Here is a 26,769-nt window from a genome sequence, read left to right as displayed (position 1 = left end):
ACGTACCCTGTGCAGCACATTCCCGATCCGCCGACGCCATGCCGCTGCCCCTGGTCTACCACGACGACTACAGTCCGCCCTTCCCGGACAACCATCGCTTCCCCATGGAGAAGTTCCGCCTGCTGCGCGACCACCTGGTGGACAGCGCCCTGGTGAAAGACGCGCAATTGCTGCGCCCGGAACTGTGCCCAACGGACGTCCTCGCCCTGGCCCACGACCGCGACTACATCGAGCGCTATTGCAGCGGCGAGATGAGCCGCGAAGAACTGCGCCGCCTCGGCCTGCCCTGGACGCAAGCGCTGGCGCGGCGCACGGTGCGTGCGGTGGGCGGCTCGCTGCTCAGCGCGGAGCTGGCACTGAAACACGGACTGGCCTGTCATCTCGCCGGTGGCACCCACCATGCGCACCACGACCATGCCTCGGGCTTCTGCATCTTCAACGACCTGGCAGTGATCAGCCTGTACCTGCTGGAAAGCGGCAAGGCCAACCGCGTGCTGATCTTCGACTGCGACGTGCACCAGGGCGACGGCACCGCGCGCATCCTGGAAAACGTACCGGACGCGGTGACGGTGTCGTTGCACTGCGAGAAGAACTTCCCCGCGCGCAAGGCGCAGAGCGACTGGGACATTCCCCTGCCACTGCACCTGGGCGACGGGGAATACCTGAAGGTGGTGCAGGAGGCGCTGGACTACCTGCTGCCGCTGTACCAGCCGGACATCGTGCTCTACGACGCCGGCGTGGACGTGCACAAGGACGATGCCCTGGGCTATCTGCAGCTCACCGACGCGGGACTGGCGGCGCGCGACGAGCACGTCATCCGCCGTTGCCTGTCCAGCGACATCCCGGTTGTAGGCGTGATCGGCGGTGGCTACGACAAGGACCGCCACGCGCTGGCCCGGCGCCACGGCATCCTGCACCACAGCGCTGCGCGGGTGGCGCGCGAGTTTCAGCTGGACCGGTAACGCGAGTTGTTGGTGTCCATGCGCATCGGCAGGCGTTGCTGCTCCCAGCGCGCCAGCTCATGGGCGGAGAACCCCAGGAGCGCGGCCGCACGCGACCGGGCATCGTCTTCGTAGTGCTTCTCGCAGAAGCGCATCACCTGCTCGGGCACGTGGTGCTGCAGCAGCTCCTGCGCGCGCAGTGGCCCTGCATATTGCAGGTAGCGTGGCAGCAGGCGGCTCCAGTTGGTAAATACATACAGGTTGTGCAGCGCGATCTGGATCGACAGCAGCTCCAGCACGCGTTGCTCGAACTTCACCTTCGAACCCTGCAGATTCTTGTTCAGGCGCACCACCATATGGGCCACCGCCTCGTTGAGCAGCGCGCGGATTTCCTCGCTGGGGAGGCTGCGGATGACAATATCGAGGCCATTCACCCGCACGCGGGTGTCGCTGCCCTCCACCCATAGGTGGGCCTCGTGGGAGCGAAGGTAATCACGGACTTTCATCGACAGTCGGACCAAGGTTGCAAGAGGCCCGCATGCTGATGGATTCACAAAAGCGCCAACATCGGCGCAATCCCTATCCCCTGTAGGAATTCTCGCAACCCCTATCCATCAGGGATCAGAACGACCGTTCCTCGCCTTCCGGGGTTGTCCACGACAACTGTGGAGCGGCCTGTGGATAAGCTGCGGGAAAGCGGCTGACGCGCCCGCCCCCGCCGGCCCCGGGCCAGCTGGACAAAAAATGAGCAACCGGCGTGCAGTGCCGCTGCGCTAGAATTGCGCCCTTTCCCGCCCTCCTTCGCCTGGCCCCCTGCATGACCGATTCCCGCCCGCTCGCTTCCCGTACCGCCCTCGTCATCGGCGGCGGCCCCGCCGGCCTGATGGCGGCCGAAGTCCTGGCCGGCGCCGGCGTGCAGGTGGAGCTGTTCGACGCCATGCCCTCGGTCGGGCGCAAGTTCCTGCTGGCCGGCGTAGGCGGCATGAACATCACCCACTCCGAGGAGCGCGAAGCCTTCCTGTCGCGCTACGGCCAGCGCGCACAAACCCTCGCGCCACTGATCGACGCCTTCGACAACCAGGCGCTGTGCGCGTGGATTCATGGCCTGGGCATCGAGACCTTCGTCGGCACCTCCGGCCGCGTGTTCCCCACCGACATGAAGGCCGCGCCGCTGCTGCGCGCCTGGCTCAAGCGCCTGCGCGAAGCCGGCGTGGTCATCCACACCCGTCACCGCTGGCTGGGTTGGGATGCCAATGGCGCGCTGTTGATCGACGGGCCGCAAGGCCAGCTCAGCCTGAGCGCCGACGCCAGCGTGCTGGCCCTCGGCGGCGGCAGCTGGCAGCGCCTGGGCTCGGACGGCGCCTGGGTGCCACTGCTCGCCGGGCGCGCTGTGGATATCTCACCGCTGCGTCCGGCCAACTGCGGTTTCGAAGTGGCCGGCTGGAGCGAGTTCTTCCGCGACAAGTTCGCGGGTGCGCCGGTCAAGCCGGTGGCGCTTTCGCTGGCCGGGGGCACGCCGCGCCAGGGCGAGTTCGTGGTCACCGCCGGCGGCATCGAAGGCAGCATGGTCTACGCGCTGTCCTCCGGCATCCGCGAGTGCATCGAGCAGACCGGCAGCGCCACCCTGCACCTGGACCTGCTGCCCAATCGCAGCCTGGAACAGGTCGCCAAGGCCATCGCCCAGCCGCGCGGCTCCAGGTCCATGGCCAACCACCTGCGCGGTCGCCTGGGAGTGGACGGCGTGCGCGCCGGGCTGTTGCGCGAGTTGTCCACAGCCGCCGACTACGCCGATCCACAGCGTCTAGCCCAACTGATCAAGGCGTTGCCGCTGACCGTGGTGCGCACCCGCCCGCTGGATGAGGCCATCAGCAGCGCCGGCGGCGTGACCTTCGAGGCGCTGGACGAGCAGCTGATGCTCAAGGCACTGCCGGGAGTGTTCTGCGCCGGCGAAATGCTCGACTGGGAAGCACCCACCGGCGGCTACCTGCTCACCGCCTGCTTCGCCAGCGGTCGCGCCGCCGGGCTTGGCGCGCTGAAGTGGCTCGAAGCGCAGGGCTGAACCCTGCCAAAACTGGAACCATGGTGCTAGATTCTCGATTCCCACCCAGGAGTCGCCTGCATGCCGCTGACCTTCCGCCGCGCCCGTCCCGATGATGTCGATGCCGCCATCCCGCTGATCTACAGCTCCGGCCCCGACGCCTTCGACTATGCCTTCGCCCGCCCCGGCCGCAACAGCGCCGAGGACTTCCTGCGCTACGCCTTCGCCCAGGGCAGCGGGCAGTTCGGCTGGCGCCAGCACTGGGTCGGCGAGCAGGACGGCCAGGTGGTGGCGGCCGGCACGGTATTCGGCGGCGAGGCGAACCTGGGCTACATGCTTGCGGCCACGCGACAGATTTTCAGCTACTTCGGCCTGGGGTCGGCGGGGGTGATCCGCCGTGGTCTGCAACTGGAGAAGATCATCTGCCCGCCGCCCCGCAAGACCCTGTACCTCGCGCACCTGGGCGTCATGCCGACGCTGCGCGGCGAAGGCCTGGGCAGCCAGCTGATCGACCACTTCCTGCAGATCGGCCGCAGCAGCGGCCTGCCCATGGCGGCGCTGGATGTCTCCACGGCCAACCCCAAGGCCCAGGCGCTCTACGAGCGGCTGGGTTTCAGCGTGCAGGTGGAGCGCACCTCGACCCTGCCGGGCGTGGCCGGCAGTCGCTACATGCAGCGCCAGCTCTGAGTTAGACTCGCGGCCAGCCGCCCGCCAGAGGCAGCTCGCCCGCATCGAGGGCACCGTCGAGAAGCCTGCTCACGCATGAACCAGGAAGGTTGTCCCATGAGCACTGCCAGCGTTGAACTGAAAGTCTTCGTCCCCGCCCGCGATTTCGCGCTCTCCCAGCAGTTCTACAAGGACCTGGGATTCCTCTCGCCGTGGAACTCCGAAGAGCTCGCCTACTTCCACCATGGCGACCATTGCGCCTTCCTGCTGCAGAACTACTACGTCAGGGAATTTGCCGAAAACCTGATGCTGCACCTGCTGGTGGAAGACGCCGATGCCTGGTACGCGAAGGTCCGCGACTCCGGCCTCGCCGAGCGCTACGGCGTGCGCCTGGGCTCGCCGGAAGACCAGCCGTGGAAGATGCGCGACTTCACCTGCACGACCCGAGCGGCGTGCTCTGGCGGATCGGGCATAACCTCGACTGAGCCCCGTAGACGACCTGCAGGACCGAACCACGGCGCTTGCTTCAGTACGTAGGGCGCATAACCCGGAACGGGTTATCCGCCGTTGCCACGATGGCGGATAACGCTGACGCGTTATGCGCCCTACGAGTCTGACGTTCAGGAGCGGTCATTTCAGGTACCAGCCCCACGGCTGATCCGAGAGGTACTCGGTCACCTGCTTCACCTCCAGGTAGTTTTCCAGCCCCCACACGCCCAGCTCGCGGCCGATGCCGCTCTGCTTCATGCCGCCCCAGGGCGCCTGGGTGAAGGTCGGCTGCGAGCAGTTCACCCAGACGATCCCCGCGCGCAGCCCATCGGCCACCCGCGCGGCGCGCTGCGGGTCGCCCGACATCACCGCGCCGGCCAGGCCGAAGCGGCTGTCGTTGGCCAGGCGCAGGGCTTCGGCTTCGGTCTTGAAGCGCTTCACGCAGAGCACCGGGCCGAAGATCTCCTCGCGCCAGATCAGCGCGTCCTCGGCTGGCTCGTCGAAGATCGCCGGCTCGATGAACCAACCCTCGTCCAGCCCCGCGGGACGCTTGCCGCCGGTGAGCAACCGCGCGCCGCCGGCACGACCACGCTCGACGAAACCCAGCACCTTTTCGTGCTGCCCCTGGCTGACCAGCGGGCCGAGCAGCACGCCCGGCTTGAGGCCATTGCCGATGCTGATGGCGCGGGTCGCTTCCACCAGCCGCTCGATCAGGCGCGCGGCGATGCCCTCCTGAATCAGCAGGCGCGAGGTGGCGCTGCACACCTGGCCCTGGTTCCAGAAGATGCCGAAGAGGATCCACTCCACCGCCGCCTCGACATCGCTGTCGTCGAAGACGATGAAGGCCGACTTGCCGCCCAGCTCCAGGCTGACGTTCTTGATCTCCTGGGCCGCCGCCGACATGATCCGCGAGCCGGTCGGCACGCTGCCGGTGAAGGCCAGTTTGTCCACCCCCGGATGCTGGCTCAGCGGCCCGCCGGCCTCCGCGCCGAGGCCCGGCAACACGTTGAGCACGCCCGCCGGCAGGCCCACGGCGTCCGCCGCGGCGGCCAGTTCCAGCGCGCTCAGCGGCGTCAGCTCGGACGGCTTGAGTACGCAGGTGGCGCCCGCCGCCAGGGCCGGTGCGACCTTCCACGCCGCCATCAGCAGCGGGTAGTTCCAGGGGATGATCTGCCCCGCGACGCCCACCGGCTCCTGGCGGATGCGGCAGCGGAAGCGCTCGTCGGGCAGCGCCAGCAACTGGTCCTGGCGCTGGTCCAGCTCCCGCGCCAGCTCCGCGTAATAGCGGAAGCAGCCGATGGCATCGGCCACGTCCCACCGCGCCTCGGGCAGCGGCTTGCCGTTATCGCGCACCTCCAGTTCGGCCAGTGAATCCTGGTTGCGCTCCAGCTCCCCGGCCAGCGCTTCCAGCCACTCGGCACGCTCGCTGCCACGGCTCTGCCCCCAGCCGCGATTGAACGCGGTACGCGCCGCGCGCACGGCGTGGTCGATATCTTCCTCGGTGGCCGCCGGCACTTCCTGCAGCGGCTGCCCGGAGGCCGGGTCGAAGCTGGTGAAGCGGCCACCCAGGTCCGGCCTGACCCACTGCCCGTTGATGTAGAGCTGGTCGCGCATCCTCGAGTCTCCTTGAAGGCGGCCCTCAGGCGGCCTGAACGCCGGTGCGGCGGTTCTGCAGGTAGCGGGAGGTGAACAGCAGCGCCAGCGAGGCGCAGATGATCACCGTGGAGATGGCGTTGATCTCCGGCGTGATGCCCCGGCGGATCGACGAGAAGATGTAGATCGGCAGCGTGGTCTCGGAGCCGGCGACGAAGAAGGCGATGATGAAATCGTCGAAGCTGAAGGTGAACGCCAGCAGGAAGCCGGCGAGGATGGCCGGGGCGATCTGCGGCAGGGTCACCCGCCAGAAGGTATCCAGCGGCGGCGCGTAGAGGTCGGCGGAGGCTTCCAGCAGCGACTTGTCCATCGCCTCGACGCGGGTGCGGACGATCACCATCACCAGCGCCATGGTGAACAGCGAGTGCGCCGCCACCACGGTGCCGAAGCCCATGTTGAGTTTCGGCAGGCCGATGTCCAGCAGCGCCAGCAGCGGGTTGAGCACGTCGAACAGGGTGATGAAGGCGATCAGCGTGGCGATGCCGATGACGATGCCCGGCACGATGATCGCGCAGTAGGTCAGCGCGTCGAACAGCAGGCGCACGCGCTTGCCGACCCGCAGCAAGCCGAACACCGCGAGGGTGCCGAACAGGGTGGCGATCAGCGCCGAGCAGAGGGCGATCAGCGCGCTGTTGCCCAGGGCTTCCAGGATGAACGGGTTGTCGAAGGCGCGGCCGAACCACTGCACCGAACAGCACTGGAAGCTCAGCCCGCTGCGCCCGGCGTTGAAGGCGAAGAGCATGATCAGCGCGATGGGCGCGTAGAGGAACAGGTAGACCGAGGTGGAGTAACTGCGCAGCCACATGTCAGAGCACCCCATCGTTGCGCGAGCCGCCGTAGCGGGCCACGAGTTTCAGATACACGCCGATGATCACCAGCATCATCGCCACCAGGGTCATCGCCACCGCGCTGCCGAACGCCCAGTTGCGCGATTGCAGGAACAGGTCGACCAGCGCGTTGCCGACGAAGAACACCTTGCCGCCACCGAGAATGGCCGGGATCAGGAACTCGCCCATGAGCAGGATGAACACCAGCATCACCCCGGTGATCACCCCCGGCGCGGACAGCGGCAGGGTGATCCGGCGGAAGGTTTCGAAGGCGCTCGCGCCGAGGTCGCCGGAGGCTTCCAGCAGACGCTTGTCGAGCTTCTCCAGGGTCACGTAGATGGGGAACACCATCAGCGGCAGGTAGCCGTAGACGATGCCGATCAGCACCGCGTAGGGCGTGTTGATCAGGCGCACGTCGGCGATGCCGAAGGTCTCCAGCAGCGCCGGGATGCCGCGACCGCTGAGCAGGAAGATCCAGGCGTAGGTGCGGATCAGGAAGCTGGTCCAGAACGGCACGATCACCAGCGTGAGCAGCAGCGATTTGTTGCGCCGCACCTTCACCGCCAGGAAGTAGGCCAGCGGGTAGGCCGCCAGCAGGCACGCCAGGGTGCCCAGCGGCGCGAGGGTCAGGGTGTTCCAGAAGGCCTGGGCGCGGGAGCCGAGGTTCAGGTAGTTCTCCAGCGTCAGCCCGCCACCGTAGCCACCCACGGCGCTGCGCTCGCCGAAGCTGAAGACCAGGATGATCACCAGCGGCATCAGGAGCAGCAGCAGGAACCACAGGGTGGACGGCAACAGCAGCAGGAGCGTGACGCGCCGGCCGAGGCTTTTTGCGCGCGAGGCGCTGGGCGTCGCCTGGGTCTGCGGCACCGGGGCGCTGACAGCGATGTTCATGTTCGATTCCCTACGCATGGAACGGACCTTCGCGGTAGGGCGAATAACGCGCCAGCGTTATCCGCCGCATTCCGCACAAGCGCCAGAATTGCCGATCAGGCGGCCTTGAACCGCGCCATCAGTTCGGCGCGTGCCGGGCTGGTGAGGGTCGCCGCGGCGCCGAACTCCAGCGGCGACAGGCGCTCGGCCGCCGGGTACATGATCGGGTCGTCGAGCATCTCCTTGGAGAGCAGCGCATCGACGCGCTTGTCCCCACTCGGATAGCCGTGGGAGAGCACCTCCAGCTTGTTGTGCTGCGGGTCGAGCAGGTAGTTGATGAACGCATAGGCGGCATCGCGGTGCTCGGCGCTTTTGGGAATGGCGAAGAAGTCGCTCCATATCTCACCGCCTTCCTTGCCCAGCACGAAGGTCATGTCCGGGTTGTCGCGGTGCAGCTGGGAGGCGTCGCCGGTCCAGGCCATGGCCATCCAGGCGTCGCCGTTGCGCAGCGAAGGCTGGATGTCGGAGTTGATCGCGAACAGGTGCGGCTTGGCCTGGATCAGCAGCTTCTCGGCCTCGGCCAGTTCCTTCGGGTCCAGCGAGTTGAAGCTGTAGCCGTAGTACTTGAGCGCGTTGCCGATGGCGGTGAGCTGGTAGTCGTGGACGATGGTGCGGCCCGAGGCGTGGGTCAATGTCAGGTCCCAGAACTGCTTCCAGGAATCCGGGCTGCCCTTCACACGGCTGGCGTCATAGACGATGCCGGTGGTGCCCCAGTTCTTCGGCACCGCGTAGACCTTGCCGTCCACCGTTCCCTGGGCCATGAAGCGCTCCTCGAAGGCCTTGGGGTCGAAGTTGGGGATGCGCGAGAGGTCCAGCGGCTCGATCAGCCCGAGCTGCACGTAGGTGCTGATGGTGTAGTTGGTCGGCACGAAGACGTCCCAGCCGCTGCCGCCGGCCTGCAATTTGGCGAGCATCTCCTCGTTGGAACCGAACACGTTCATCTGCACCCGCGCGCCGGTAGCCTTGGCGAAGGCATCGAAGTTCTCCTGGCTGTGGTAGTTCGGCCAGGTGGCCAGGGCCAGGCGGTCACCGATGTTGCTGCCTTCGGCCGCGTAGGCCTTGCCGCTGAGCAGGCCGGGAGTGTTGGCGGCGACCACCGCCATCGCCAGCCCGAGGCCGGTCTTGCCGAGGAAATCGCGCCGCGTGATGGAGCCGTTTTCCCAGCTGCGCATCGTCTTGATGAAGCTCTTCTTGTCCATCGTCACTCCCCGCCTGTCTGCTGATTGTCGTTATGGTTGGATCGTCGAACTCAAAGGGCCATGGCCAGGCCGCTGGCCTGGTTCCAGCCGACCTGTACCGGCGCGCCGTGCTCGAAGGCTTCCGCCTCGCCGCCGGCCTTGCGCGGCACGCGCACGCAGACGATGCCGAAGGCGTCGGTGCGTACGCGGTATTCAGTGAGGTTGCCCAGGTAGATGCGGTCTTCGACGCGGCCCTTCAGGCGCACTTCGCGCTGCAGCTCCGAATCGGCGGCGGCGATGCCGACCAGCTCCGGGCGAACGGCGATGCAGCCTTCGGCCTGGGGCGCCAGCGCAGGGCCGGTGGGCGTCGGCGGGCTGCTCAGTTCCAGCCCGGCCGGGGTGCCCAGCACCACGCGGCCTGAATCGAGGCGGCGCACGGTGCCGGAAAACAGGTTGGACTCGCCGATGAAGTCGGCGACGTAGCGGCTCGCCGGGGTCTCGTAGAGCGCCTCGGGGGTGGCGGTCTGGATGATCAGGCCGTCCTTCATGATGCTGATGCTGTCGCTCATCGACAGCGCTTCTTCCTGATCGTGAGTGACCAGCACGAAGGTGATGCCGACCTCGCGTTGCAGGCGCAGCAGCTCCGACTGCATCTCCTTGCGCAGCTTGCGGTCGAGTGCGGCCAGCGGCTCGTCGAGCAGCAGCACGGTGGGCTTGTTCACCAGTGCGCGGGCCAGCGCCACACGCTGCTGCTGGCCGCCGGAAAGCTCGTGGGGCTTGCGCGTGCCGAAGCCGGACAGGCGCACCATCTCCAGCGCCTCGTCGGCCATCCGGCGCTGCTGCGAACGGTCAGGGCGCGGCGTGCGGTAGCGCAGGCCGTAGGCGATGTTCTCGGCCACCGTCAGGTGCGGGAACAGCGCGTAATGCTGGAACACCATGTTCACCGCACGCTGGTGCGCCGGCACCCCGGCCACCGCCTTGCCGGCCAGCAGCACCTCGCCTTCGCTGGGCTGCTCGAAGCCGGCGATCATCCGCAGGGTGGTGGTCTTGCCGCAGCCGGAGCTGCCGAGGAAGGAATGGAAGGCGCCGCGCTTCACCCTGAAGCTCAGCCCGTTGACCGCCGGCACGCTGCCGTAGCGCTTGACCACGTTACGGAATTCGATATCGAAGTCCTGACCGCTTTCCATCACCGCGCGCTCCCACTTTGTTCTTGTTGGGGCTCACGCTAGCAACGGGGCTTTCGGGGTGTATATATCCCTCGGGGGATAGATGTCGGGAAAGCAGATCAATAGCCCCTCACCCTAACCCTCTCCCGCAAGCGGGAGAGGGGACTGTTCGGCGCAGGTTGAAATCACGGCGTCAGGCGGCACGGACGGCCCCCTCTCCCCCCAGGAGAGGGCTGGGGTGAGGGGGATGGCGTGGCACGAAATATCGTTTGGCCACCGCTCAACCGACCTCACGCATCCCACCCGCCGCATCGCGCCCGGCCAGCTCGCGGATGAACAGCCCGAGCAGCTCCGACTGGCTGCCGATGCCGAGCTTGGCGTAGATGTTCTTGCGGTGGATCTTCACCGTACCGGGGCTGATATCCAGCTGCTCGGCGACCGAGGCGCTGGAGTGGCCGCGCAACAGTAGCTGGACGATCTCCTGCTCGCGGGGCGTGAGCAGCTGGGCGCCGAACTGGTCGAAGGCCTCGCGGATCTGGTAATCCAGGTCCTGCGCCGGGCGCGGCTGCGCGCGGCGCAGTTCCCAGGCTTCGCGCACCACCTGCTCGACCACCGGCCGCGCGCACTCCAGCAGTTGCATCTCGTCGCGGCTGTAGGCGGGGCTGGAGGTCTTGCGCATCAGCGAGAGCACGGCGGTGGCGCCGTCGGCGAGGTCGATGAAGAAGGCGATCTCCTCGGTCAGGCCGGTCTGCTGGTAATAGGTCTGGTAGTACTCGCCCAGGTAGAAGTGGTCCGGCGCGAACTGCCGCAGGCGCCACAGCCCCGGCGCCTGGTGGCGGGTGCAGGCGAGGTAGAAGGGATCGAGCAGGTAGGGGCCGACCTGGTAGTCCTCGACGTAGACGTGGCGGACATCGGCCGGGAAGGTGTCGAACAGGTCCAGCGGCCGGTGGTTGCCTTCGTAGACGAAGAGCACGAAGTTATCCACCGCGCAGACCTGCTGCAGCCACTGGCTGAGGCCGAGCAGGCGCGGACGACCGGCGGCCAGCGGGAGCAGATGGGCGACTCCGCCGGTCCAGGCTTTGAGTTCCTTGTGGCGCATGGGCTGTCGTTCTTGTTGTGTGCGCAATGGGCACACTATAGGCGTTCGGGATTCCACACGGAAATGCAGCTTTTGCGCCACACCCCGCAAGGCCCCGCAACGCCTGGCGACAGCGACCGATTCAGCTTCCGGCGCGCACCGCGATGAAGCAGGCGCGCGCCGAATCGGCTCAGGGCCGGCGAGCGCCCTTGCCGCCCGGCTTTCCGGCGGACGATTTGCCGGAGGCAGGTTTGCCAGCGGCTGGTTTACCGCCCAGGCCGAAGCCCGGCGCCTTGCGCACCGCCTTGACCTGCGGCTTGTCGTCCAGCAGCGAGCCGAGGTGCACCTTGCCCGGCTTGCCTTCGGGCACCTTGGGTTGCTTGGGCTTCTTCGGCTTCTTGGTGATCTGGCCACCCGGAGCAGTGACGGGTACCCGGTGCTCCGCCTCGAAGCCGTCTTCCTCCTGGCGCGGCAGGGTCTGGCCGATCAGCGTCTCGATGGCCGCCAGCTGTTGCACTTCATCGGCGCAGACCAGCGAGATCGCCTGCCCGCTGGCGCCGGCACGGCCGGTCCGGCCAATGCGGTGCACGTAGTCCTCGGGGACGATGGGCAGGTCGAAGTTGACCACCAGCGGCATCTCCTCGATGTCCAGGCCGCGCGCAGCGACATCGGTGGCGATGAGGAAGTCCACCTCGCCCGCCTTGAACCGCGCCAGGGCGCGCAGGCGCGAGGGCTGCGGCTTGTCGCCGTGGATCGAGTCGGCGCGGATGCCTTCGCGCTGCAGCAAGTCGACCAGTTCGTCGACGCCCTTGCGGGTCTTGGCGAACACCAGCGCCTGGCTCCAGCCCTGTTCGCGCAAAAGGTGCAGGAACAGCTCGGCTTTGCGCTTCTTGTCCACAGTGAGCAGGTGCTGCTTCACCGTCTTCGCCGCCGTGTTGCGCGGTGCCACGTCGATGGTCAGCGGGTCGCGCAGCAGGGTGCGGGCCATCTGGCGGATGGCGTCGGAGAAGGTCGCGGAGAACAGCAGGGTCTGCCGGCGCCGGGGCAGCGCGGCGAAGACTTCGTCCAGTTCGCGGGCGAAGCCCAGATCGAGCATGCGGTCGGCCTCGTCCAGCACCAGCACCTGCAACTGGGTGAATTTCAGCGCGTTCTGCCGGTACAGATCGAGCAGGCGGCCGGGCGTGGCCACCAGCACGTCGACGCCCTTGCGCAGCTTCATCATCTGCGGGTTGATGCTGACCCCGCCGTAGGCCACGGCAGTACGCAACGGCACGTGCTGGCCGTAGGCGCGGAAACTCTCGTGCACCTGCTCGGCCAGCTCGCGGGTCGGCACCAGCACCAGCGCGCGGATCGAGTTGGCCGCTACCTGATGGCCTTCCTGCAGCAGCTTCTGCAGCAGCGGCAGGGCGAAGCCGGCGGTCTTGCCGGTGCCGGTCTGGGCGGCGGCCAGCAGGTCGCGCCCCTTGAGCACAGCCGGGATGGCCTGGGCCTGCACCGCCGTCGGGTTCTGGTAGCCGAGCCCGTCGAGGGCGCGCAGGAGGGGATCGATCAGGCCGAGATTGGCGAAGGTCATGGAGCGCTCGCAGAAACGATTCGGAATGGGCGGCATTGTAGCCGCAAGGGTCAGGAACGCAGCAGCAGCGCGCCTTCGATGGGCACGTAGCGGCTGGCCGCGCGGATCAGCGCCTGGGCGGTGAGGCCCGGCACGCCGTAGGCGGTGGCGTCGGTGCCGCCGGCACGGACGCGGTCGAGCAGCAGGTCGAAATCGCCGTCGCCGGAGGCCAGCACGACCTCGTCCACGTTCGGCGCGGCGTCGAGGATGTCGATGGTGATGCCGACGTCCCAGTCACCCTTGGCCGAGCCGTCGGCGCGCTGGATGTAGGGCTTGAGCTTCACGGTGAAGCCGAGCTTGCGCAGGATCTGCTGGAACTGCTGCTGCCTGGCATCGCCGCGGTCGATGGCGTAGGCGTAGGCCTGGACGATGTTGCCCTGGGCACTCAGCTCGGCCCACAACGCCGCGTAGTTGAAGTGGCAGCCGTAGGCCTGACGCACGGTGTAGTAGAGGTTCTGCACGTCGGCGAACAGGGCGATGGTCTTCAACGGTGACTCCGGGACTCGAACAGCGGGGGCGCATTATCGGCACAGCGGCGCGCCCCCGCCAGTCCCGGCGGGCGGGATGACCCGGCGCCAGGGTCAGCTGAACAGGTCGCCGTCGTCGTCGCCGAAGAAGCTCGAATCGTCACCGAAGCTGCCGCTGTCGTCGTAATTCGCATCGTTGAAGCCGTTGTCGGCGTAGCGGTCGCCGCCCAGGGACGAGTCATCGCCGCGCCCGTCGTCGAAGCTGGACGGCTCCGGCTGCACCGGCTGTTCCTGGATCACCTCGACGATTTCCTGCGGCTGGTTGTGGTGGAACATGCTGGTCAGCAGGTCCGCCACCATCACGCCACCGGCCACGCCCGCAGCGGTCTGCAAGGCGCCGCGCATGAAGCCGCCACCCTGGGGCGCCGCTTGCGCGGGCTGGGCTGGCCTGAAGTCGTTCGGGTTGCCGGCGCCGGGGTTGTTCGCGTAAGTCGCATTGCCGCCGGCCGGTTGCGAGAAGCGTGTCTGGCCCCAGCCGTCCGGGCGCTGCTGCGCCTGTTCCTGGCGCGGTTGCGGGCTCTGGCCGCCGCCGAACAAGCCGGCGAGGAAGCCGCCGCTGCTCGGGCGCTGCTCCTGGGCCCTGGCCTGCTGCGCTTCCAGCTCCTTGACGCGCTGGTCCAGGCGCTTGATCGCCGCTTCCTGGATCAGCATCGCCTGGGCCATGTAGTACGGCGCGGCTGGCTGCTGCACCAGGTGCCGGTTGATCTGGGCCTCGGCGTCGGCGTCGCGTGGCGCGGTCTGCGCCTGCGCGTCACGCAGGCGGGTGAACAGACCATCGATCAGGGATTGCTCTTCGGAATTCATGGCAGGCCTCGAGTGAGCGGGTGGTTCGGCAGAACATTGCCTCTGCAACATTGGATCGGCTCGCAAAAAAACAAGTTCCGGTCGCAGAATTCTGGCGTCTTCAGCTGAGGGTTTGCTTAAGTTAGAGTCGAAGCCCTCGGACAGTATCGGGTTACTGATGAATCCCCTTTCCATCCTCCGCGACACCTGGTTCTTCTTCTCCCGTCACCTCGGCATCCTGGTGCCGCTGTGCCTGCCCTGGATCGTCATCGAGACGCTGGTCCAGCAGCAGATCAACGTCGCCGCCGGCTCGCAGAACTTCGCGCCCTGGGGCATGGCCGCGGGCCTGGTGTTCTACCCGATCTACACCGCCAGCCTGATCCTTTTCATGATCGACACCGGCGAAGGCGTGCAGCGCAGCGTGCGCGAACTGTGGAGCGCGGCGCTGCGGCTGTGGCCGGCCTTCGCCCTGCTCTCGGCGATCACTTCACTGCTGATCGTGCTCGGCCTGTACCTGATGGTGCTGCCGGGCATCTTCGTGATGATCAAGCTGGCCTTCGCCGAATTCCTCCTGGTGCAGCGCGGCCGCGCGCCCATCGACGCGATGCGCGAAAGCTTCGCCCTGACCACCGGGCACTTCTTCCTGCTGCTGATGACCTCCCTGGCGATCCTCGCGCCGGTATGGATCGCCGAAGGCTGGATCACCGAGGCCGGCCAGGACGCGCCGGTGCTCAGCGTCGCGCTGCACTCGCTGAGCGGGTTCTTCCAGCTGCTGCTGACGGTGGCCGCCTACCGCATCTTCATCCTGCTCGGCCGCGAGCCCGCCTGAGCGGCAGCAAGTCGCAACAAATCCCCCGGCGCGACGCACGCCGGGGTTCTACGCTGGAGTCTCCTTCCCACCCCCCGAAAATCCGGAGTAAGGAGACTCGCCGTGAGCGACTTCCCGCCCAGCTGCCTTTCGCACATTTCCATCGGCACCAATGACTATCCGCGCGCCAAGGCGTTCTACGACGCCGTGCTGCCCACCCTGGGCTGCCAGCCGATCATGGAGCACCCCGGCGCCGTGGCCTACGGCCGGGTGTTCCCCGAGTTCTGGCTGCAGACGCCCATCGACGGCCACCCGGCCAGCGTCGGCAATGGCACGCACTTCGGCTTCATGGCCAACTCCCGCGACGAAGTGGACGCCTTCTACCGCGCCGCGATTGCCGCCGGCGCCACCGACGAAGGCGCACCCGGCCCGCGCCCGCTGTATGGCGACCCTTACTACGGCTGCTTCGTCCGCGACCTGGACGGCCACAAGATCGAGGCCTCGTTCTGGGACATGGCGCTGGCCGGCGGCGGGTTCGATACCCACTCCCACTGATGGACCTCACACGTAGGGCGCATAACCCGGAACGGGTTATCCGCCAGAACGGCGGATAACGCCGTAGGCGTTATGCGCCCTACGTTAAATAAGCTCGACCGGTACCGATCTTCCCTGTAGGAGCGGGCCATGCCCGCGATCCATGAGCAGGGCTCACGGCGTCAATGCAACGGGCGCGGACCTTATCCGCGCTCGCGGGCAGGGCCCGCTCCTACAGTTGTCCCGGGTTTTACCGCGGACCGGTTCAGTGTCCGGGACGCAGCCCCGACATCTTCGGCACCAGCAGCTTCTCGAACAGCCGCGGGAAGAAGCGCGCCAGCAGCCGCGCCCGCCAGTTGACGTTGGACAGCACCAGCAAACGCCGCCGACGCAGCGCTCCCTGGTAAATCGCCTCGGCCACATCGCGCGGCGAGGCCACTTCCGCCCCCAGTACCACGGCCGGCTGGCGGATCACTGAGCCGTCGCCGACCAGGGCATTCTTGCGCAGGTCGGTGGCGGTAAAGCCCGGGCAGGCCAGGGTGATCGCCACCCCGGTGCCGTCCAGTTCCATGCGCAGCGTGTCGAACAGCCCGTGCAGCGCGTGCTTGCTGGCGTTGTAGGCACTGCGGTAGAGCAGCGGGGCGAAGCCGGTCAGCGAACTGAGCACGACGATCTGCCCGTGCCGCGCCAGCAGGCTGGGCAGCGCAGACTGGGTACAGTGCAGCGCGCCATAGAAGTTCACCGCCATCACCCGCCGGAACACCGCCAGCTCGGTCTCGATGAACAGGCTGCGGTGGGTGATACCGGCGTTGTTCACCAGCACGTCGATACCGCCGAAGCGCTCGACGGCGAGCGCCACCGCGCGCTCCACCGCCTCGGCATCGGCGATGTCGCAGCGCAGGCCGAGGGCTTCGACGTTCAGGTGCTCGCGCAGGTGCTGCACCAGGCTGTCCAGTGCCGCCTGGTCGAGGTCGAGGATTACCGGATGCGCGCCGGCCCGGGCGAAGCGCAGCACCAGCGCGCGACCGATGCCGGAACAGCCGCCGCTGACCAGTACGACCTTGCGCCGGTAAGGCGAATGGGAGAATAGTGTTCGGGGCATGGCAGTCTCCCGAAGCCCGCAGGGCGCGATGTCGACGTCTTGCGAACTACATCTCACAAGGTTTCAGGATAATTCCCACATCAAACACGGAGGTGAAATACAAAGTCGCAGCCACTATCCTCTGGACCCAACAAGCATAGCCCCTGGTCACCCATGAGCCTCTCGCTTCGCCGCCGCTTCCTCTTCGTGCTGTTCATCGCCCTGCTGCTCGCCGTCACCGCTGCCGCCTGGCTGCTGGCCTGGCACCCCGCCGAGCGCGAGGCCGTCGCCGCACAGTGCCGCGCGCCCGCACCGCAACTGCAGCCAGGGCAGGCGCTGAAGGTGATGACCTGGAACGTCCAGTACCTGGCCGGCAAGCGCTACATCTTCTGGGACGACCTGCCCGATACCACCGGCCCCGACGACAGCCCAAGCGCCGAAGACATCGCCTACAGCCTCGACGAAGTGGTGCGGGTGATCCGCGACGAAGCGCCGGACATCGTCCTGCTGCAGGAAGTCGACGACGGCGCCGCCGCCACCGGCAAGCAGGACCAGCAGGCGCTGATCGGCGACCGCCTGACCGATATCTACCCCTGCTCCACCGCTGCCTTCGACTGGAAGGCGCGCTTCGATCCCAACCCCCATGTATTTGGCAGCGCCGGGCGCAAGCTGGTGACCTTCAGCCGCTTCCAGATCAGCGGCGGCGAGCGCATCGCTTTGCCGCAGCGCTCGTCCATCCCGCTGCTGCACCTGTTCGCCCCGCAGCCGGCGATGCTGCAGAGCGACCTGCCGATCCGCGGCGGCGGCCAGCTCAGCGTGATCAACACGCGCCTGGAGCGCCCCAACGGCGACGACACCCCGCAGCGCCAGGTCGAAGCCGTCGAAGCCCACCTGAACACCCTGCAGGCTGCCGGCCGCCCCTGGCTGCTGGGCGGCGACCTCGGCCTGCTGCCGCTGGGCCAGTACCCCTACCTGCCGGAAGTGCTGCGCGCGCCCTACCGCGCCAACAGCGAGCTGAACCTGCTGGCGGCGCGCTTCCCGGTGGTCCCGGCGGTGGAGGAATCCAGCGGCGCCGACCAGGAGAAGTGGTACACCCACTTCCCCAACGACCCGCGCGTGCACAAGCCCGATCGCACCCTCGACTACCTGTTCCACAGCCCCGGCCTGAACCGCCTCGATGCCGGCGTGCGCAGCCACGACACCCTGCGTATATCCAATCACCTGCCGCTGTCCGCGCGCTTCCTGCTGCCCCACTGAGCGCCGCGGCACATCGCCGCCGAGCCAGGCTGGACAAGCGAGGCGCGGCGGCCCCATGCTCGGCCGGCACCGCATAACAACGACAACATGCACTTCGGGTATCCATGCACTTTCGCCGTCTCGTCGGGCTGATCGTCGCCCTGCTCTGCCTCAACGCCTTCGCCGTCGACCGGCCCACGCTGGCCGACCGGCTGCCGCATCCGCTGCCGGCCCTGACCGTCGGCTACTACGAATTCCCGCCCTACACCTATACCGCCGCGGACGGCAGCACTCGCGGCAGCGGCGCCGAGATGGTCCGGCGCATCCTGCTCAAGGCCGGTTATCGCGCCGATTTCCGCCCCTTGCCCAGCGCCCGCCTGTACCTGGGCCTGCAGGACGGCAGCGTGCAGCTCTGGGCCGGCGCGCCGGGCAAGCCGGAACTGCTGGGCAGCACACTGGAGTGCGAGCGCGTGCTGGGGCACGTCGAGCTGAACCTGTATCGCCTGGCCTCCCGCCCCTCGCCGAAACTGCCCGAAGGGCTGACCACCAGCCGGGTGATCCTGATCAGCGGCTACAGCTACTGGCGGCCGATCACCGAGATGCTGGCCGACCCGAAACTGCAGCTGGAAGTGCACCGCACCAGCACCCACACCGCCGCCCTGCAGATGCTCGAGCGCGGTCGCGGCGACTACCTGATCGACTACCAGACGCCGGTTGAACAGGCGCGCCGCGAGCTGAACATGGCGCCGCTGGCCTTCGACAACCTGTACAGCGTGCCGACCAAGCTCATCGTCTCCCGCCACGCCCCCGACGCCGAAGGCCTGCGCGCGCAGCTGGACCACGCCTACGACGAACTGCAGTCGGCGGGTTACGAGATGAAGTTGCCCTGACTGCGTAAGGCGGGAATGGCGCAGGAGCGTACTGAAGCGACGGAGACGACCTGTAGGAGCGCGCCATGCGCGCGATCGCGGGCATGGCCCGCTCCTGCAGGGAGGACATCACCTCTGTGCCAAACCTACCCCTTGCGCGGCTTGGCCCGCGCCGTCGGCTCGGCGATCAGTGGGTCATCCGGCCAGTAGTGCTTCGGATAGCGCCCCTTCAGGTCCTTCTTCACTTCCGCATAGGTGCTGCGCCAGAAGTTGGCCAGGTCCTGGGTCACCTGCACCGGCCGCTGCGCTGGCGACAGCAGGTGCAGCTTCACCGCCACCCGCCCACCGGCAATGCGCGGCGTATCGGCCAGGCCGAACAGCTCCTGCAGGCGCACGGCAAGCACCGGGGGAAACTCGCTGTAATCCAGGCGGATATTCGAGCCGGACGGCACCTGCAGCGCGCGTGGCGCCAGCTCGTCCAGCCGCTGCGGCAACGGCCAGGGCAGCAGCCCGTGGAGAATCCCGCTCAGCTCCAGGTTGGCGAAGTGCGACAGCCGCGAGACCTTGCCCAGGTACGGCAGCAGCCAGTCTTCCAGCGAAGCCAGCAGCGCGGCGTCGCTGACGTCCGGCCACTCGCTCTCGCCCTTGCCTTCCAGATCGAGCCGGCGCAGCAAGGCGATGCGCGCCTGCCACTGGCGCAGCTCCGGCGTCCACGGCAGCAGCTCCAGCCCCTTGCGCCGCACCAGCCCGAGTAGCGCGCGGCTGCGCGCCTCGGCGTCGAGGTTGGGCAGCGCCTCGGTGGACAGCACCAGCTCACCGACCTTGCGCTGGCGCTCAGCGCGCAGCACGCCTTCTCGCTCGTCCCACTCCAGCTCGTCATGGACACTGACCTGTTCGGCAAGGATCGACTCGAACAGCCCCGGCTCCAGCGCCGCCGCCAGATAGATGCGTTCTTCGCGCTGGCCCTGGCGGCTGCCGAGATCGGCGATCACCAGCCAGGCTTCCTTCATCAGTGCATCCGGCTCGCCGAACAGCGCCGCGCGGCCGTTGGCCAGGCGATATTCGCCGCCACCGGCGCGGCGCTGGCGGGCGATGCGGTCCGGGTAGGCAAAGGCCAGCAGGCCGCCCAACCAGCGCGGATGATCGGGGTCGGCCACCGGCTCGCGGGCCGGGCCGCGCAAGTAGCCCTTGAACTGTCGCGCCAGCTGGCGCACCCGCTGCACCGCGCCCCGGCTGGCGCGCGGGCCGTTCTGCTCGCCGGCCAGCAAGGCGATGCGGTGATGCAGGTCGGCGTCGCTGCCACGCAGGATGTCGCGCTCGCCGAGCAAGGCGGCCAGATCGCAGGCCAGCTGCCCCAGCCCCAGCGCATGGCCGCGCAGCAGCAGATGGGCGATACGCGGGTGCGCCGGCACTTCGGCCATGGCCTGACCGTGGGGCGTGAGGCTACCGCCACCGGCGCGGGAAGCCAGCGCGCCGAGGCGCTCCAGCAGGTCCTGGGCCTGTGCATAAGCGGCGGCGGGCGGCAGGTCGAGCCAGGCCAGCTCCTGCGGGGCAACACCCCAGCGCGCCAGCTGCAGGGCGAGGCCGGCGAGATCGGCCTGGAGAATTTCCGCCGCGCCATAGGCCGGTAGTTGATCGTGCTGCGCCTCGGACCACAGGCGGTAGCAGGCGCCCGGTTCCAAACGTCCGGCACGGCCGGCGCGCTGGGTGGCGGAGGCGCGGGAGATGCGCTGGGTTTCCAGGCGGGTCATGCCACTGCCCGGATCGAAGCGCGGTACCCGCGCCAGCCCGGCGTCCACGACGACGCGCACGCCGTCGATGGTCAGGCTGGTCTCGGCGATGTTGGTCGCCAGCACCACCTTGCGCTTGCCCGCCGGCGCGGGTTCGATGGCGGCACGCTGGGCGTCGAGGTCGAGTTCGCCGTGCAGCGGGCAGAGCAGGACATCGGAGCGGCCGGCCAGGGTCTCGCCCAACTGCTCGGCGACGCGGCGAATCTCCGCCTGTCCGGGCAGGAACACCAGCAGGCTGCCGGGCTCGTCGGCCAGCGCCTGCTGCACCGTCTGCACCACGCGCGGCTCGATGAACTCGCCGGCCTGCCACGGCCGGCCCCAGCGGATATCCACCGGGAACATGCGCCCCTCGCTGCGCACCACCGGCGCGTCGTCCAGCAGCGCGGAGAGGCGCTCGCCTTCCAGCGTGGCCGACATCACCAGCACCTTGAGCGGTGGCTCGTCGCGCAGCAGTGCGCGGCCATTGAGGGTCAGCGCCAGCGCCAGATCGGCATCCAGTGAGCGCTCGTGGAATTCATCGAAGATCACCAGCCCCACGCCCTCCAGCGCCGGGTCATCCTGCAGGCGGCGGGCGAGGATGCCCTCGGTGACCACCTCGACGCACGTCCTGGGGCCGACCTTGCTGTCCAGGCGGATGCGGTAGCCAACGGTCTCGCCGACCTTCTCGCCCAGCTCCGCGGCCAATCTTTCAGCGGCGGCGCGAGCGGCCAGGCGGCGCGGTTCCAGCATCAGGATCGACTGGCCGTCCAGCCACGCCTCATCCAGCAGCGCCAGCGGCACGCGGGTGGTCTTGCCGGCGCCGGGCGGCGCCTCCAGCACCACCTCGTGGCGCCCGGCCAGGGCCTGGCGCAGGGCGGGAAGGACGCTGTCGATGGGAAGGGCGTTCATGCCGGCTCCTGGAACTCGAATTTCATAAGGCGGTAACCCGGACTACGCGGGGGGCGGCGATTATAGCGGGCGAACCACGGTGCCAACTCGGCAGTCATAGAAGCAAGCAGAACGCTGGCTAGTACGAATCTGCCAGCAGCGACAGCAAGCTCGTTGATATAGTTGTCCGCATCATCCTCCCGGAGGTTTTTTCATGCGTCTTGCCACCCGAGTCTCCTGTGCAGTTCTGAGCGCCGCCCTGTTCAGCCAGCTGACGGCCTGCGGCACCCTGTTCTACCCTGATCGCCGCGGCCAGATCGACGGCCGCATCGACCCGGCAGTCGCTGCCCTGGACGCCGTCGGACTGTTGTTCTACATCATCCCGGGCCTGATCGCCTTCGGCGTAGACTTCGCCACCGGCGCGATCTACCTGCCCGACGAGAAGTACTCGGTCGCGCCTGAAAAGCTCAAGGATGCCGTGAGTGAAGACGGCACCGTGGACAAGGCTAAACTCAAGGTGATCCTCGAGCGTGAAACCGGCCGCAGCCTGCCCCTGGACGATCCGCGTCTGATCCAGCGCAGCGGCGACCTCCAACAACTCGCCAGCCTGGGCCTGCGCCCGGAGGCCTGATATGCACGGCGCTCTCGCTTCACACCTTCAGCAACTCCTGGCGTACCACCAGTGGGCCTACGAACGAATCCTGGAGGCCGTCGCGCCGCTGGATGAAGAGGCCTATCGCGCACCGCGCGGGCTGTTCTTCGGCAGCCTGCACGGCACCCTCAACCACCTCGCGGTGGTCGATCGCATCTGGTTCGCCCGTGTGCAGCGAGAGCCCTGGCAGTTCGAACGCCTCGACGCCGAGGCCGCGCCGGACCGCGCCGGCCTCGCCGACTTCCTGGGTGACGGTGTCGGCGCCTGGCGCCTGTGGCTGAGCAAGCAGAGCGACGCCACCCTCGGCACCCAACTGGACTACCGCAACATGGCCGGGCAGGAACATCGCCAGAGCCTGGCGAACATCGTCCAGCACCTGGTCAACCACGGCACCCACCACCGCGGGCAGATGAGCGCCGCGCTCACCGCGCTGGGCCACAAGGCGCCGCTGCTGGACTACATCTACTTCCTGCCCAACCGCCTGGACACCTGATGCTCAAGCACGCCAGCCACGCCCACCTGATGCGGCTGGCGACCTTTGCGTCGCTCGGCGTCGCCACCACCCTGATCGTCGCCAAGGCCATCGCCTGGTGGCTCAGCGGCTCAGTCAGCCTGCTGGCCGGCCTCACCGACTCGCTGCTCGACGGCGCCGCATCCTTCCTCAACCTGCTGGCGGTGCACTACGCCATCCGCCCCGCGGACGACGACCACCGCTACGGCCACGGCAAGGCGGAATCGCTGTCGGGGCTGGCCCAGGCGCTGTTCATCGCGGTCAGCGCCGTGCTGGTCGGCACCCAGGCCATCGACCGCCTGCAGCACCCGGAACCAGTGGAAGCCGTGGGCTGGGGCGTCGCCGTGATGATCCTGTCGCTGGCGCTCACCGCCGGCCTGCTGCTGGTGCAGGGCTACGTGGTGAAGATCACCGGTTCCAACGCCATCCGCGCGGATTCGCTGCACTATCGCTCGGACCTACTGCTCAACAGCAGCATCCTGGTGGCGCTGCTCCTGGCGCAGTTCGGCTGGCAGCAGATGGACGCCATCTTCGGCCTGGGCATCGCCTTCTACATCCTCTGGAGCTCCTTCCAGATCGCCCGCGAATCCATCGCGGTGCTGATGGACGAGGAGCTGCCGCCGGACGTCAGCACACGCATGCTCGAACTGGTGCGCGAAGTGCCCGGCGTGCTCGGCGCCCACGACCTGCGCACGCGGATTTCCGGCACGCACTGGTTCGTCCAGCTGCACCTGGAGCTGCCCGGCGAGCTGTCACTGTCGAAGGCGCATCATCTGTGCGACGAGGCGGTGCTGGCGATCCACCGGGAATTCCCGCGGGCCGAGGTGCTGGTGCACGCCGACCCGCAGGAAGTGGTAGGCAAGGAAACCATCAGCTAGAGAGCGTCAGTTGACGCTGTAGCCGCGCCCGCTCAGGCACGCGGTCAGCGCGCGGCGGTAGTTGTCGGCGACGTAGGCCGGCGGCGCGTAGCTCGCCAGGGCCGGGTCGAAGCCGCTCTGGTCGGCGGCCCAGCGGTGGCATTCATAGCGATCGCGGGCCTGCTGGTCCGGGCCCTGGTTGTACATCGGGTAAGCCATCACGTCATAAGCCGATTGCGCCACGCTGGCCACCTGCTGCGGCGGCTCCACCACTTCGTAATCCTGCGAGCCGGCTTGCCACAGGTAGTAGGTGCCGGCCGCGAGGAAGTAGCCGATGCTGCCGATCCACACCTGCTCGGCGTAGGACGGCAGGTAGCGCACGCGCACACCGTAGGGCGGCGTCACCACCACATAGCGTGAGCCGTAGGGGCGATACCAGTAGCCATCGTTGAAGTAGTAGTCGCTGCCGCGATAGGGCACACGGTAATGCCCGCTCGGCATGGCGTTGACCACATAGCCCGGCCGCCAGTAGGACGGATGCGGGCCCCAGTTGCCGTGGGAAGGCGGCGGGCGGCCTTGCCAGCCTGCCGATGGCGGACGGTTGCCGCCCTGCCAGCCGGGGCTGTCGTGATCGTGGCCGTGGTCGTTGCCTTGCGGACGACCTTGCCACTGGCCGCCGTTGCCGCCCGGCGGACGTCCCTGCCACTGCCCGCCGTTGTTGCCCTGCGGACGCCCCTGCCACTGACCGCCGTTATTGCCCTGCGGACGGCCCTGCCACTGATCGCCATTGTTACCCTGCGGATGGCCCTGCCACTGACCGCCGTTGCTGCCCGGCGGACGGCCCTGCCACTGACCGCCATTGTTGCCTTGCTGATGGCCCTGCCACTGCCCGCCATTGTTGCCCCGCGGACGCCCCTGCCACTGACCGCCGTTGTTGCTCTGCGGACGGCCCTGCCACTGACCGCCGTTGCCGCCCTGCGAACGCCCGTGCTCCTGGCCGCCATTGTTGCCCTGCGGACGCCCCTGGGACTGCCCGCCACCGCCGTTCGCGGATGGATGGCCCTGCATATCGGGACCTTCGGCCGCCAGCGCCTGGACCGCGACGGCCAGAGAAAGCACAGCGAACGAGGCGAACCGCCCGATGCCCGACTTCATGGATTCCTCACTTCGGCAACGGCCGAAAACCGTGATGTGACATTGCCATAGACCACGGCGCAAAGCCGCCATTGCGGGGCGCTGGGTAAAGTCAGGGTAAAGATGGCGGGGCAAATCGCGGGCAAGAAAAAAGGGAGGCTCGTCAGCCTCCCTTCCGGAATCTCGTCCTGCTCGTCGCTGTTGGCGCCGGCTCACCTCGCGCCGCCTTCTGGGCAGTGCGTAGCCCGGTGGCCGGCGCGATCCTGTTGGGTCGGCGGGCCGCGAAGCGCCTGATTGGGCGGATCGCTGGGGACGTGATGTCCGGGCTGTGAATCTGGAAGAAATAGTAAAGCGACAGAGCGGGGAAATGATTGCTAAGATTGCTCATACAGGCACCACCTGAGCAACAAATACCTAAAAATTACGCCACAAGCGCAATTCAATAGAAACATGAGGCTTTCATGGACAAGCTGGACCGCTACGACCTGCGAATTCTTGCCGAACTGCAACGCGACGCACGCATCTCCAATCAGGAGCTGGCCGAACGCATCGGCCTGTCGCCTTCCCCCTGCTCGCGGCGGGTCAAGCAGCTCGAGGACGACGGCTACATCGTCCGCCAGGTCGCCCTGCTGGACAGTAAGAAGCTCGGCCTGAGCCTCACCGCCTTCGTGCTGATCGGCATGGACCGTCACACGCCGGAGCGTTTCGAGCACTTCCAGCAGATCATCGGCAAGTGCCCCGAGGTGCTGGAATGCAGCCTGGTGACCGGCATGGACGCAGACTACCAGCTCAAGGTGATGGTGCCGGACATGGAACACTACCAGCACTTCCTGCTCGGCACCCTGACCCGCATCGAGGGAGTGACCAGCGTGCGGTCGAGCTTCGTGCTGCGCAATGTGATGGCGAGCACCGAGCTGCCGCTGGATCACCTTCGGGTCTGAGCCTCATCGCGGTCCGCGCGATCCCGAGCCAATCGCGGACAAGGTCTGCTCCTACAGATTGGAAATGGTGCCGTGCCGTGCGGTTCGCGAGCAAGCTCGCTCCTACGAAGAGCCCACCTACGTCGATCCAGCTTTGGCTTTGGCTTTGGCTTTGGCTTTGGCTCGAAAGTCTTCCAGAGAAACATCCGCGCACTCCGACTGCCCCGTTCAGGAGGCCTCGTTGAAGCGGAGTTTCAGGGGTTGAGCGACATGGATGTCGCGAGAGCCGCGATGGGCCAGGGATGGCCCTTCGCGGCGTGCCCCTGAAACTTCGCTTCAACGAGGGTATTTTTCGCCTAAGCGAAAAACCGGATGTCCGGGGCAAGACCTTTGGTTACTTTGGGGCGTTTGCCAAAGTAACTCGCCCGAGGGGGCGAAACCCAATCCCCCCGCGCACGCCGAAGCGGCGCAGTACACCCAGACAGAAAGCCGCTCACCCGCTCTCGCAAAAACACTTCCTGCGACACAGCACCGCACCCCTCCTCCCGCCAAACGAAATCGATACCGCAGATTTCCCCCGCCAGCCGGCGCGCCGCGGCAATTTCCGGGGCAATCCGCCCATCCCGCAGCAGGAACTGATCACTTTATGAACGGCTCTGAACGACAAAGCGCCGCATGCGTATAATGCGCGCCTTCTTCACCACCACCGCGTCCCGGCGTCCCTCGGACACCCTCCGCACCGGGCAGGAGCTGTAATGAACGAAAGTTTCGAAGACTGGATGATGTATGGCCTGGTGACCGGCCTGATCCTGTTCATGGCCTTCATCGTCTGGGACCTCGCCAAGAAGTCCAAGGCCGGCCGCATGGGCACCATGGTGCTGTTCTTCGCACTGGGCCTGGGCGTACTCGGCTTCCTGATCAAGTCCGTGGTCGTCGCCGGGCTCGAAGGCGGCTTCTGACCCCGCGCCCTGCCCCAAGCCTCAGAGCTCGGGGCTGACTTCCCGCCACTGCCCCGGCTGCAGGCCATCCAGCTGCCACGGCCCGATGCGCACGCGCACCAGGCGCAGCGTGGGCAGGCCGACCGCCGCCGTCATCCGCCGCACCTGGCGGTTGCGCCCCTCGCGGATCACCAGTTCCAGCCAGGCGGTCGGCACCGACTTGCGGAAGCGCACCGGCGGGTCGCGCTCCCACAGCGGCGGCTCCTCCAGCCGCCGGGCTTCGGCCGGCAGGGTCGGGCCGTCATTGAGCTGCACGCCCTTGCGCAGCTGGTCCAGCTGCCCGTCGCTCGGCTCGCCCTCCACCTGCACCCAGTACGTCTTCGGCAGCTTGTGCTTCGGATCGGCGATGCGCGCCTGCAGGCGGCCGTCGTTGGTCAGCAGCAGCAGGCCCTCACTGTCGCGGTCCAGGCGACCGGCCGGGTAGATGCCCGGCACGTCGACGAAATCCTTCAGCGTCGCGCGGCCCTCGCTGTCGTTGAACTGCGTCAGCACGTCGAACGGCTTGTTCAGCAGGATCAGCCTGGGTTGCGCCGGCGGCGCCTTGGCCACGCGGCGAGGCGCGGGGCGGGTGGCTGGACGACGATTGGCGGGACGCGGAGGACGGGGCATGGCGAAAAGACTGGT

27 protein-coding genes are annotated in these 26,769 nt (G+C 67.6%); 13 read left to right on the top strand and 14 right to left on the bottom strand.

All coding sequences use genetic code 11. From position 1 onward, the window contains the following. Nucleotides 1–38 precede the first annotated feature (38 nt). The gene (locus tag IB261_RS04125; RefSeq protein ID WP_081517216.1) at nt 39–962 is read left to right on the top strand and encodes a histone deacetylase family protein; all 924 of its coding nucleotides are present in this window, start codon (nt 39–41) and stop codon (nt 960–962) included. Here the strand turns inward: IB261_RS04125 and IB261_RS04120 are convergent. Next, a complete protein-coding gene (locus tag IB261_RS04120) occupies nt 947–1,447 on the bottom strand; it encodes a hypothetical protein (RefSeq protein WP_167523257.1) in 501 nt (166 codons plus the stop codon). The two genes, IB261_RS04125 and IB261_RS04120, sit on opposite strands and share 16 nt — an antisense overlap. A gap of 311 nt (nt 1,448–1,758) precedes the next feature. Here IB261_RS04120 and IB261_RS04115 point away from each other — a divergent pair, with 311 nt between their 5' ends. The 3 genes from IB261_RS04115 to IB261_RS04105 all read left to right on the top strand — a co-directional run bounded on the left by IB261_RS04115 (nt 1,759) and on the right by IB261_RS04105 (nt 4,182). Next, entirely contained in the window at nt 1,759–3,000 is a 1,242-nt protein-coding gene (locus IB261_RS04115) for a TIGR03862 family flavoprotein (protein WP_192381520.1), read from the top strand. Nucleotides 3,001–3,060: 60 nt separating this feature from the next. Continuing rightward, nucleotides 3,061–3,666 (top strand): GNAT family N-acetyltransferase, encoded by a 606-nt coding sequence (locus tag IB261_RS04110; protein ID WP_192381519.1) that lies wholly within the window; start codon nt 3,061–3,063, stop codon nt 3,664–3,666. A gap of 96 nt (nt 3,667–3,762) precedes the next feature. Next, nucleotides 3,763–4,182: a VOC family protein gene (locus IB261_RS04105; protein WP_225605978.1), complete on the top strand. Its 420-nt coding sequence runs from the start codon at nt 3,763–3,765 to the stop codon at nt 4,180–4,182. A gap of 93 nt (nt 4,183–4,275) precedes the next feature. On the opposite strand, the gene IB261_RS04100 is transcribed toward IB261_RS04105, so the two are convergent. The 9 genes from IB261_RS04100 to IB261_RS04060 all read right to left on the bottom strand — a co-directional run bounded on the left by IB261_RS04100 (nt 4,276) and on the right by IB261_RS04060 (nt 13,909). After that, nucleotides 4,276–5,748, bottom strand: a complete 1,473-nt coding sequence (locus IB261_RS04100; protein ID WP_192381518.1) for an aldehyde dehydrogenase family protein — start codon at nt 5,746–5,748, stop codon at nt 4,276–4,278. Between the two features lie 25 nt (nt 5,749–5,773). Then, complete coding sequence (locus IB261_RS04095) at nt 5,774–6,592, bottom strand: ABC transporter permease (protein ID WP_192381517.1); 819 nt, start codon at nt 6,590–6,592, stop codon at nt 5,774–5,776. 1 nt (nt 6,593) lies between these two features. Then, nucleotides 6,594–7,505 (bottom strand): ABC transporter permease, encoded by a 912-nt coding sequence (locus IB261_RS04090; RefSeq protein WP_151189341.1) that lies wholly within the window; start codon nt 7,503–7,505, stop codon nt 6,594–6,596. 95 nt (nt 7,506–7,600) lie between these two features. After that, nucleotides 7,601–8,743, bottom strand: coding sequence for an ABC transporter substrate-binding protein (locus tag IB261_RS04085; RefSeq protein WP_192381516.1), 1,143 nt, complete (start codon nt 8,741–8,743; stop codon nt 7,601–7,603). Nucleotides 8,744–8,793: 50 nt separating this feature from the next. After that, nucleotides 8,794–9,909 (bottom strand): ABC transporter ATP-binding protein, encoded by a 1,116-nt coding sequence (locus IB261_RS04080; RefSeq protein WP_192224588.1) that lies wholly within the window; start codon nt 9,907–9,909, stop codon nt 8,794–8,796. 259 nt (nt 9,910–10,168) lie between these two features. Further along, nucleotides 10,169–10,987: a helix-turn-helix transcriptional regulator gene (locus tag IB261_RS04075; RefSeq protein ID WP_151189338.1), complete on the bottom strand. Its 819-nt coding sequence runs from the start codon at nt 10,985–10,987 to the stop codon at nt 10,169–10,171. A gap of 169 nt (nt 10,988–11,156) precedes the next feature. Next, nucleotides 11,157–12,539, bottom strand: coding sequence for an RNA helicase RhlE1 (rhlE1, locus tag IB261_RS04070; protein ID WP_192381515.1), 1,383 nt, complete (start codon nt 12,537–12,539; stop codon nt 11,157–11,159). Between the two features lie 50 nt (nt 12,540–12,589). Next, nucleotides 12,590–13,066, bottom strand: coding sequence for a LabA-like NYN domain-containing protein (locus IB261_RS04065; RefSeq protein WP_081517205.1), 477 nt, complete (start codon nt 13,064–13,066; stop codon nt 12,590–12,592). Between the two features lie 93 nt (nt 13,067–13,159). Next, nucleotides 13,160–13,909 (bottom strand): DUF2076 domain-containing protein, encoded by a 750-nt coding sequence (locus IB261_RS04060; RefSeq protein WP_192381514.1) that lies wholly within the window; start codon nt 13,907–13,909, stop codon nt 13,160–13,162. A gap of 157 nt (nt 13,910–14,066) precedes the next feature. On the opposite strand from IB261_RS04060, the gene IB261_RS04055 reads away from it, so the two are divergent. Beyond that, the gene (locus tag IB261_RS04055; RefSeq protein WP_081517203.1) at nt 14,067–14,717 is read left to right on the top strand and encodes a YciC family protein; all 651 of its coding nucleotides are present in this window, start codon (nt 14,067–14,069) and stop codon (nt 14,715–14,717) included. Nucleotides 14,718–14,819: 102 nt separating this feature from the next. Continuing rightward, complete coding sequence (locus IB261_RS04050) at nt 14,820–15,251, top strand: VOC family protein (RefSeq protein WP_151189335.1); 432 nt, start codon at nt 14,820–14,822, stop codon at nt 15,249–15,251. Nucleotides 15,252–15,495: 244 nt separating this feature from the next. Here IB261_RS04050 and IB261_RS04045 read toward each other — a convergent pair whose 3' ends face one another. Next, nucleotides 15,496–16,332, bottom strand: coding sequence for an SDR family oxidoreductase (locus IB261_RS04045; protein WP_151189334.1), 837 nt, complete (start codon nt 16,330–16,332; stop codon nt 15,496–15,498). A 153-nt stretch (nt 16,333–16,485) separates the two neighbouring features. Here IB261_RS04045 and IB261_RS04040 point away from each other — a divergent pair, with 153 nt between their 5' ends. Together IB261_RS04040 and IB261_RS04035 are read left to right on the top strand one after the other, a co-directional pair. Next, on the top strand, nt 16,486–17,568 hold the full coding sequence (locus IB261_RS04040) for an endonuclease/exonuclease/phosphatase family protein (protein WP_192381513.1): 1,083 nt from the start codon (nt 16,486–16,488) through the stop codon (nt 17,566–17,568). A 104-nt stretch (nt 17,569–17,672) separates the two neighbouring features. Next, nucleotides 17,673–18,437, top strand: coding sequence for a substrate-binding periplasmic protein (locus IB261_RS04035; protein ID WP_081517199.1), 765 nt, complete (start codon nt 17,673–17,675; stop codon nt 18,435–18,437). A 125-nt stretch (nt 18,438–18,562) separates the two neighbouring features. Here the strand turns inward: IB261_RS04035 and hrpB are convergent, their stop codons facing one another. Beyond that, nucleotides 18,563–21,094: an ATP-dependent helicase HrpB gene (hrpB, locus tag IB261_RS04030; RefSeq protein WP_192381512.1), complete on the bottom strand. Its 2,532-nt coding sequence runs from the start codon at nt 21,092–21,094 to the stop codon at nt 18,563–18,565. 193 nt (nt 21,095–21,287) lie between these two features. Between hrpB and pmcY the strand changes: the two genes are divergently transcribed. Genes pmcY through IB261_RS04015 form a run of 3 tightly spaced genes read left to right on the top strand, consistent with a single transcriptional unit; the run spans nt 21,288 to nt 23,114 of the window. Then, entirely contained in the window at nt 21,288–21,704 is a 417-nt protein-coding gene (gene pmcY / locus IB261_RS04025; protein WP_151189330.1) for a periplasmic Zn2+ metallochaperone PmcY, read from the top strand. A gap of 1 nt (nt 21,705) precedes the next feature. Further along, nucleotides 21,706–22,218, top strand: a complete 513-nt coding sequence (locus IB261_RS04020; RefSeq protein ID WP_081517196.1) for a DinB family protein — start codon at nt 21,706–21,708, stop codon at nt 22,216–22,218. Further along, nucleotides 22,218–23,114, top strand: coding sequence for a cation diffusion facilitator family transporter (locus IB261_RS04015; RefSeq protein WP_151189329.1), 897 nt, complete (start codon nt 22,218–22,220; stop codon nt 23,112–23,114). Before IB261_RS04020 ends, IB261_RS04015 begins: the two co-directional genes overlap by 1 nt. A gap of 6 nt (nt 23,115–23,120) precedes the next feature. Here the strand turns inward: IB261_RS04015 and IB261_RS04010 are convergent, their stop codons facing one another. Continuing rightward, nucleotides 23,121–24,248, bottom strand: coding sequence for a DUF6515 family protein (locus IB261_RS04010; protein WP_225605977.1), 1,128 nt, complete (start codon nt 24,246–24,248; stop codon nt 23,121–23,123). A 440-nt stretch (nt 24,249–24,688) separates the two neighbouring features. Here IB261_RS04010 and IB261_RS04005 point away from each other — a divergent pair, with 440 nt between their 5' ends. Together IB261_RS04005 and IB261_RS04000 are read left to right on the top strand one after the other, a co-directional pair. After that, nucleotides 24,689–25,168 (top strand): Lrp/AsnC family transcriptional regulator, encoded by a 480-nt coding sequence (locus IB261_RS04005; protein ID WP_017521771.1) that lies wholly within the window; start codon nt 24,689–24,691, stop codon nt 25,166–25,168. Between the two features lie 734 nt (nt 25,169–25,902). Then, nucleotides 25,903–26,106, top strand: coding sequence for a DUF2788 domain-containing protein (locus IB261_RS04000; protein WP_015475469.1), 204 nt, complete (start codon nt 25,903–25,905; stop codon nt 26,104–26,106). Between the two features lie 21 nt (nt 26,107–26,127). Here IB261_RS04000 and IB261_RS03995 read toward each other — a convergent pair whose 3' ends face one another. Continuing rightward, nucleotides 26,128–26,694, bottom strand: coding sequence for a pseudouridine synthase (locus IB261_RS03995; RefSeq protein ID WP_192382199.1), 567 nt, complete (start codon nt 26,692–26,694; stop codon nt 26,128–26,130). Between the last annotated feature and the right edge of the window lie 75 nt (nt 26,695–26,769).

The organism is Pseudomonas sp. PDM20 (genome assembly GCF_014852575.3).
GTDB lineage: Bacteria > Pseudomonadota > Gammaproteobacteria > Pseudomonadales > Pseudomonadaceae > Pseudomonas.
Note: the sequence above shows the minus strand (reverse complement) of the source record. Positions and strands in the feature narration are given on the sequence as shown.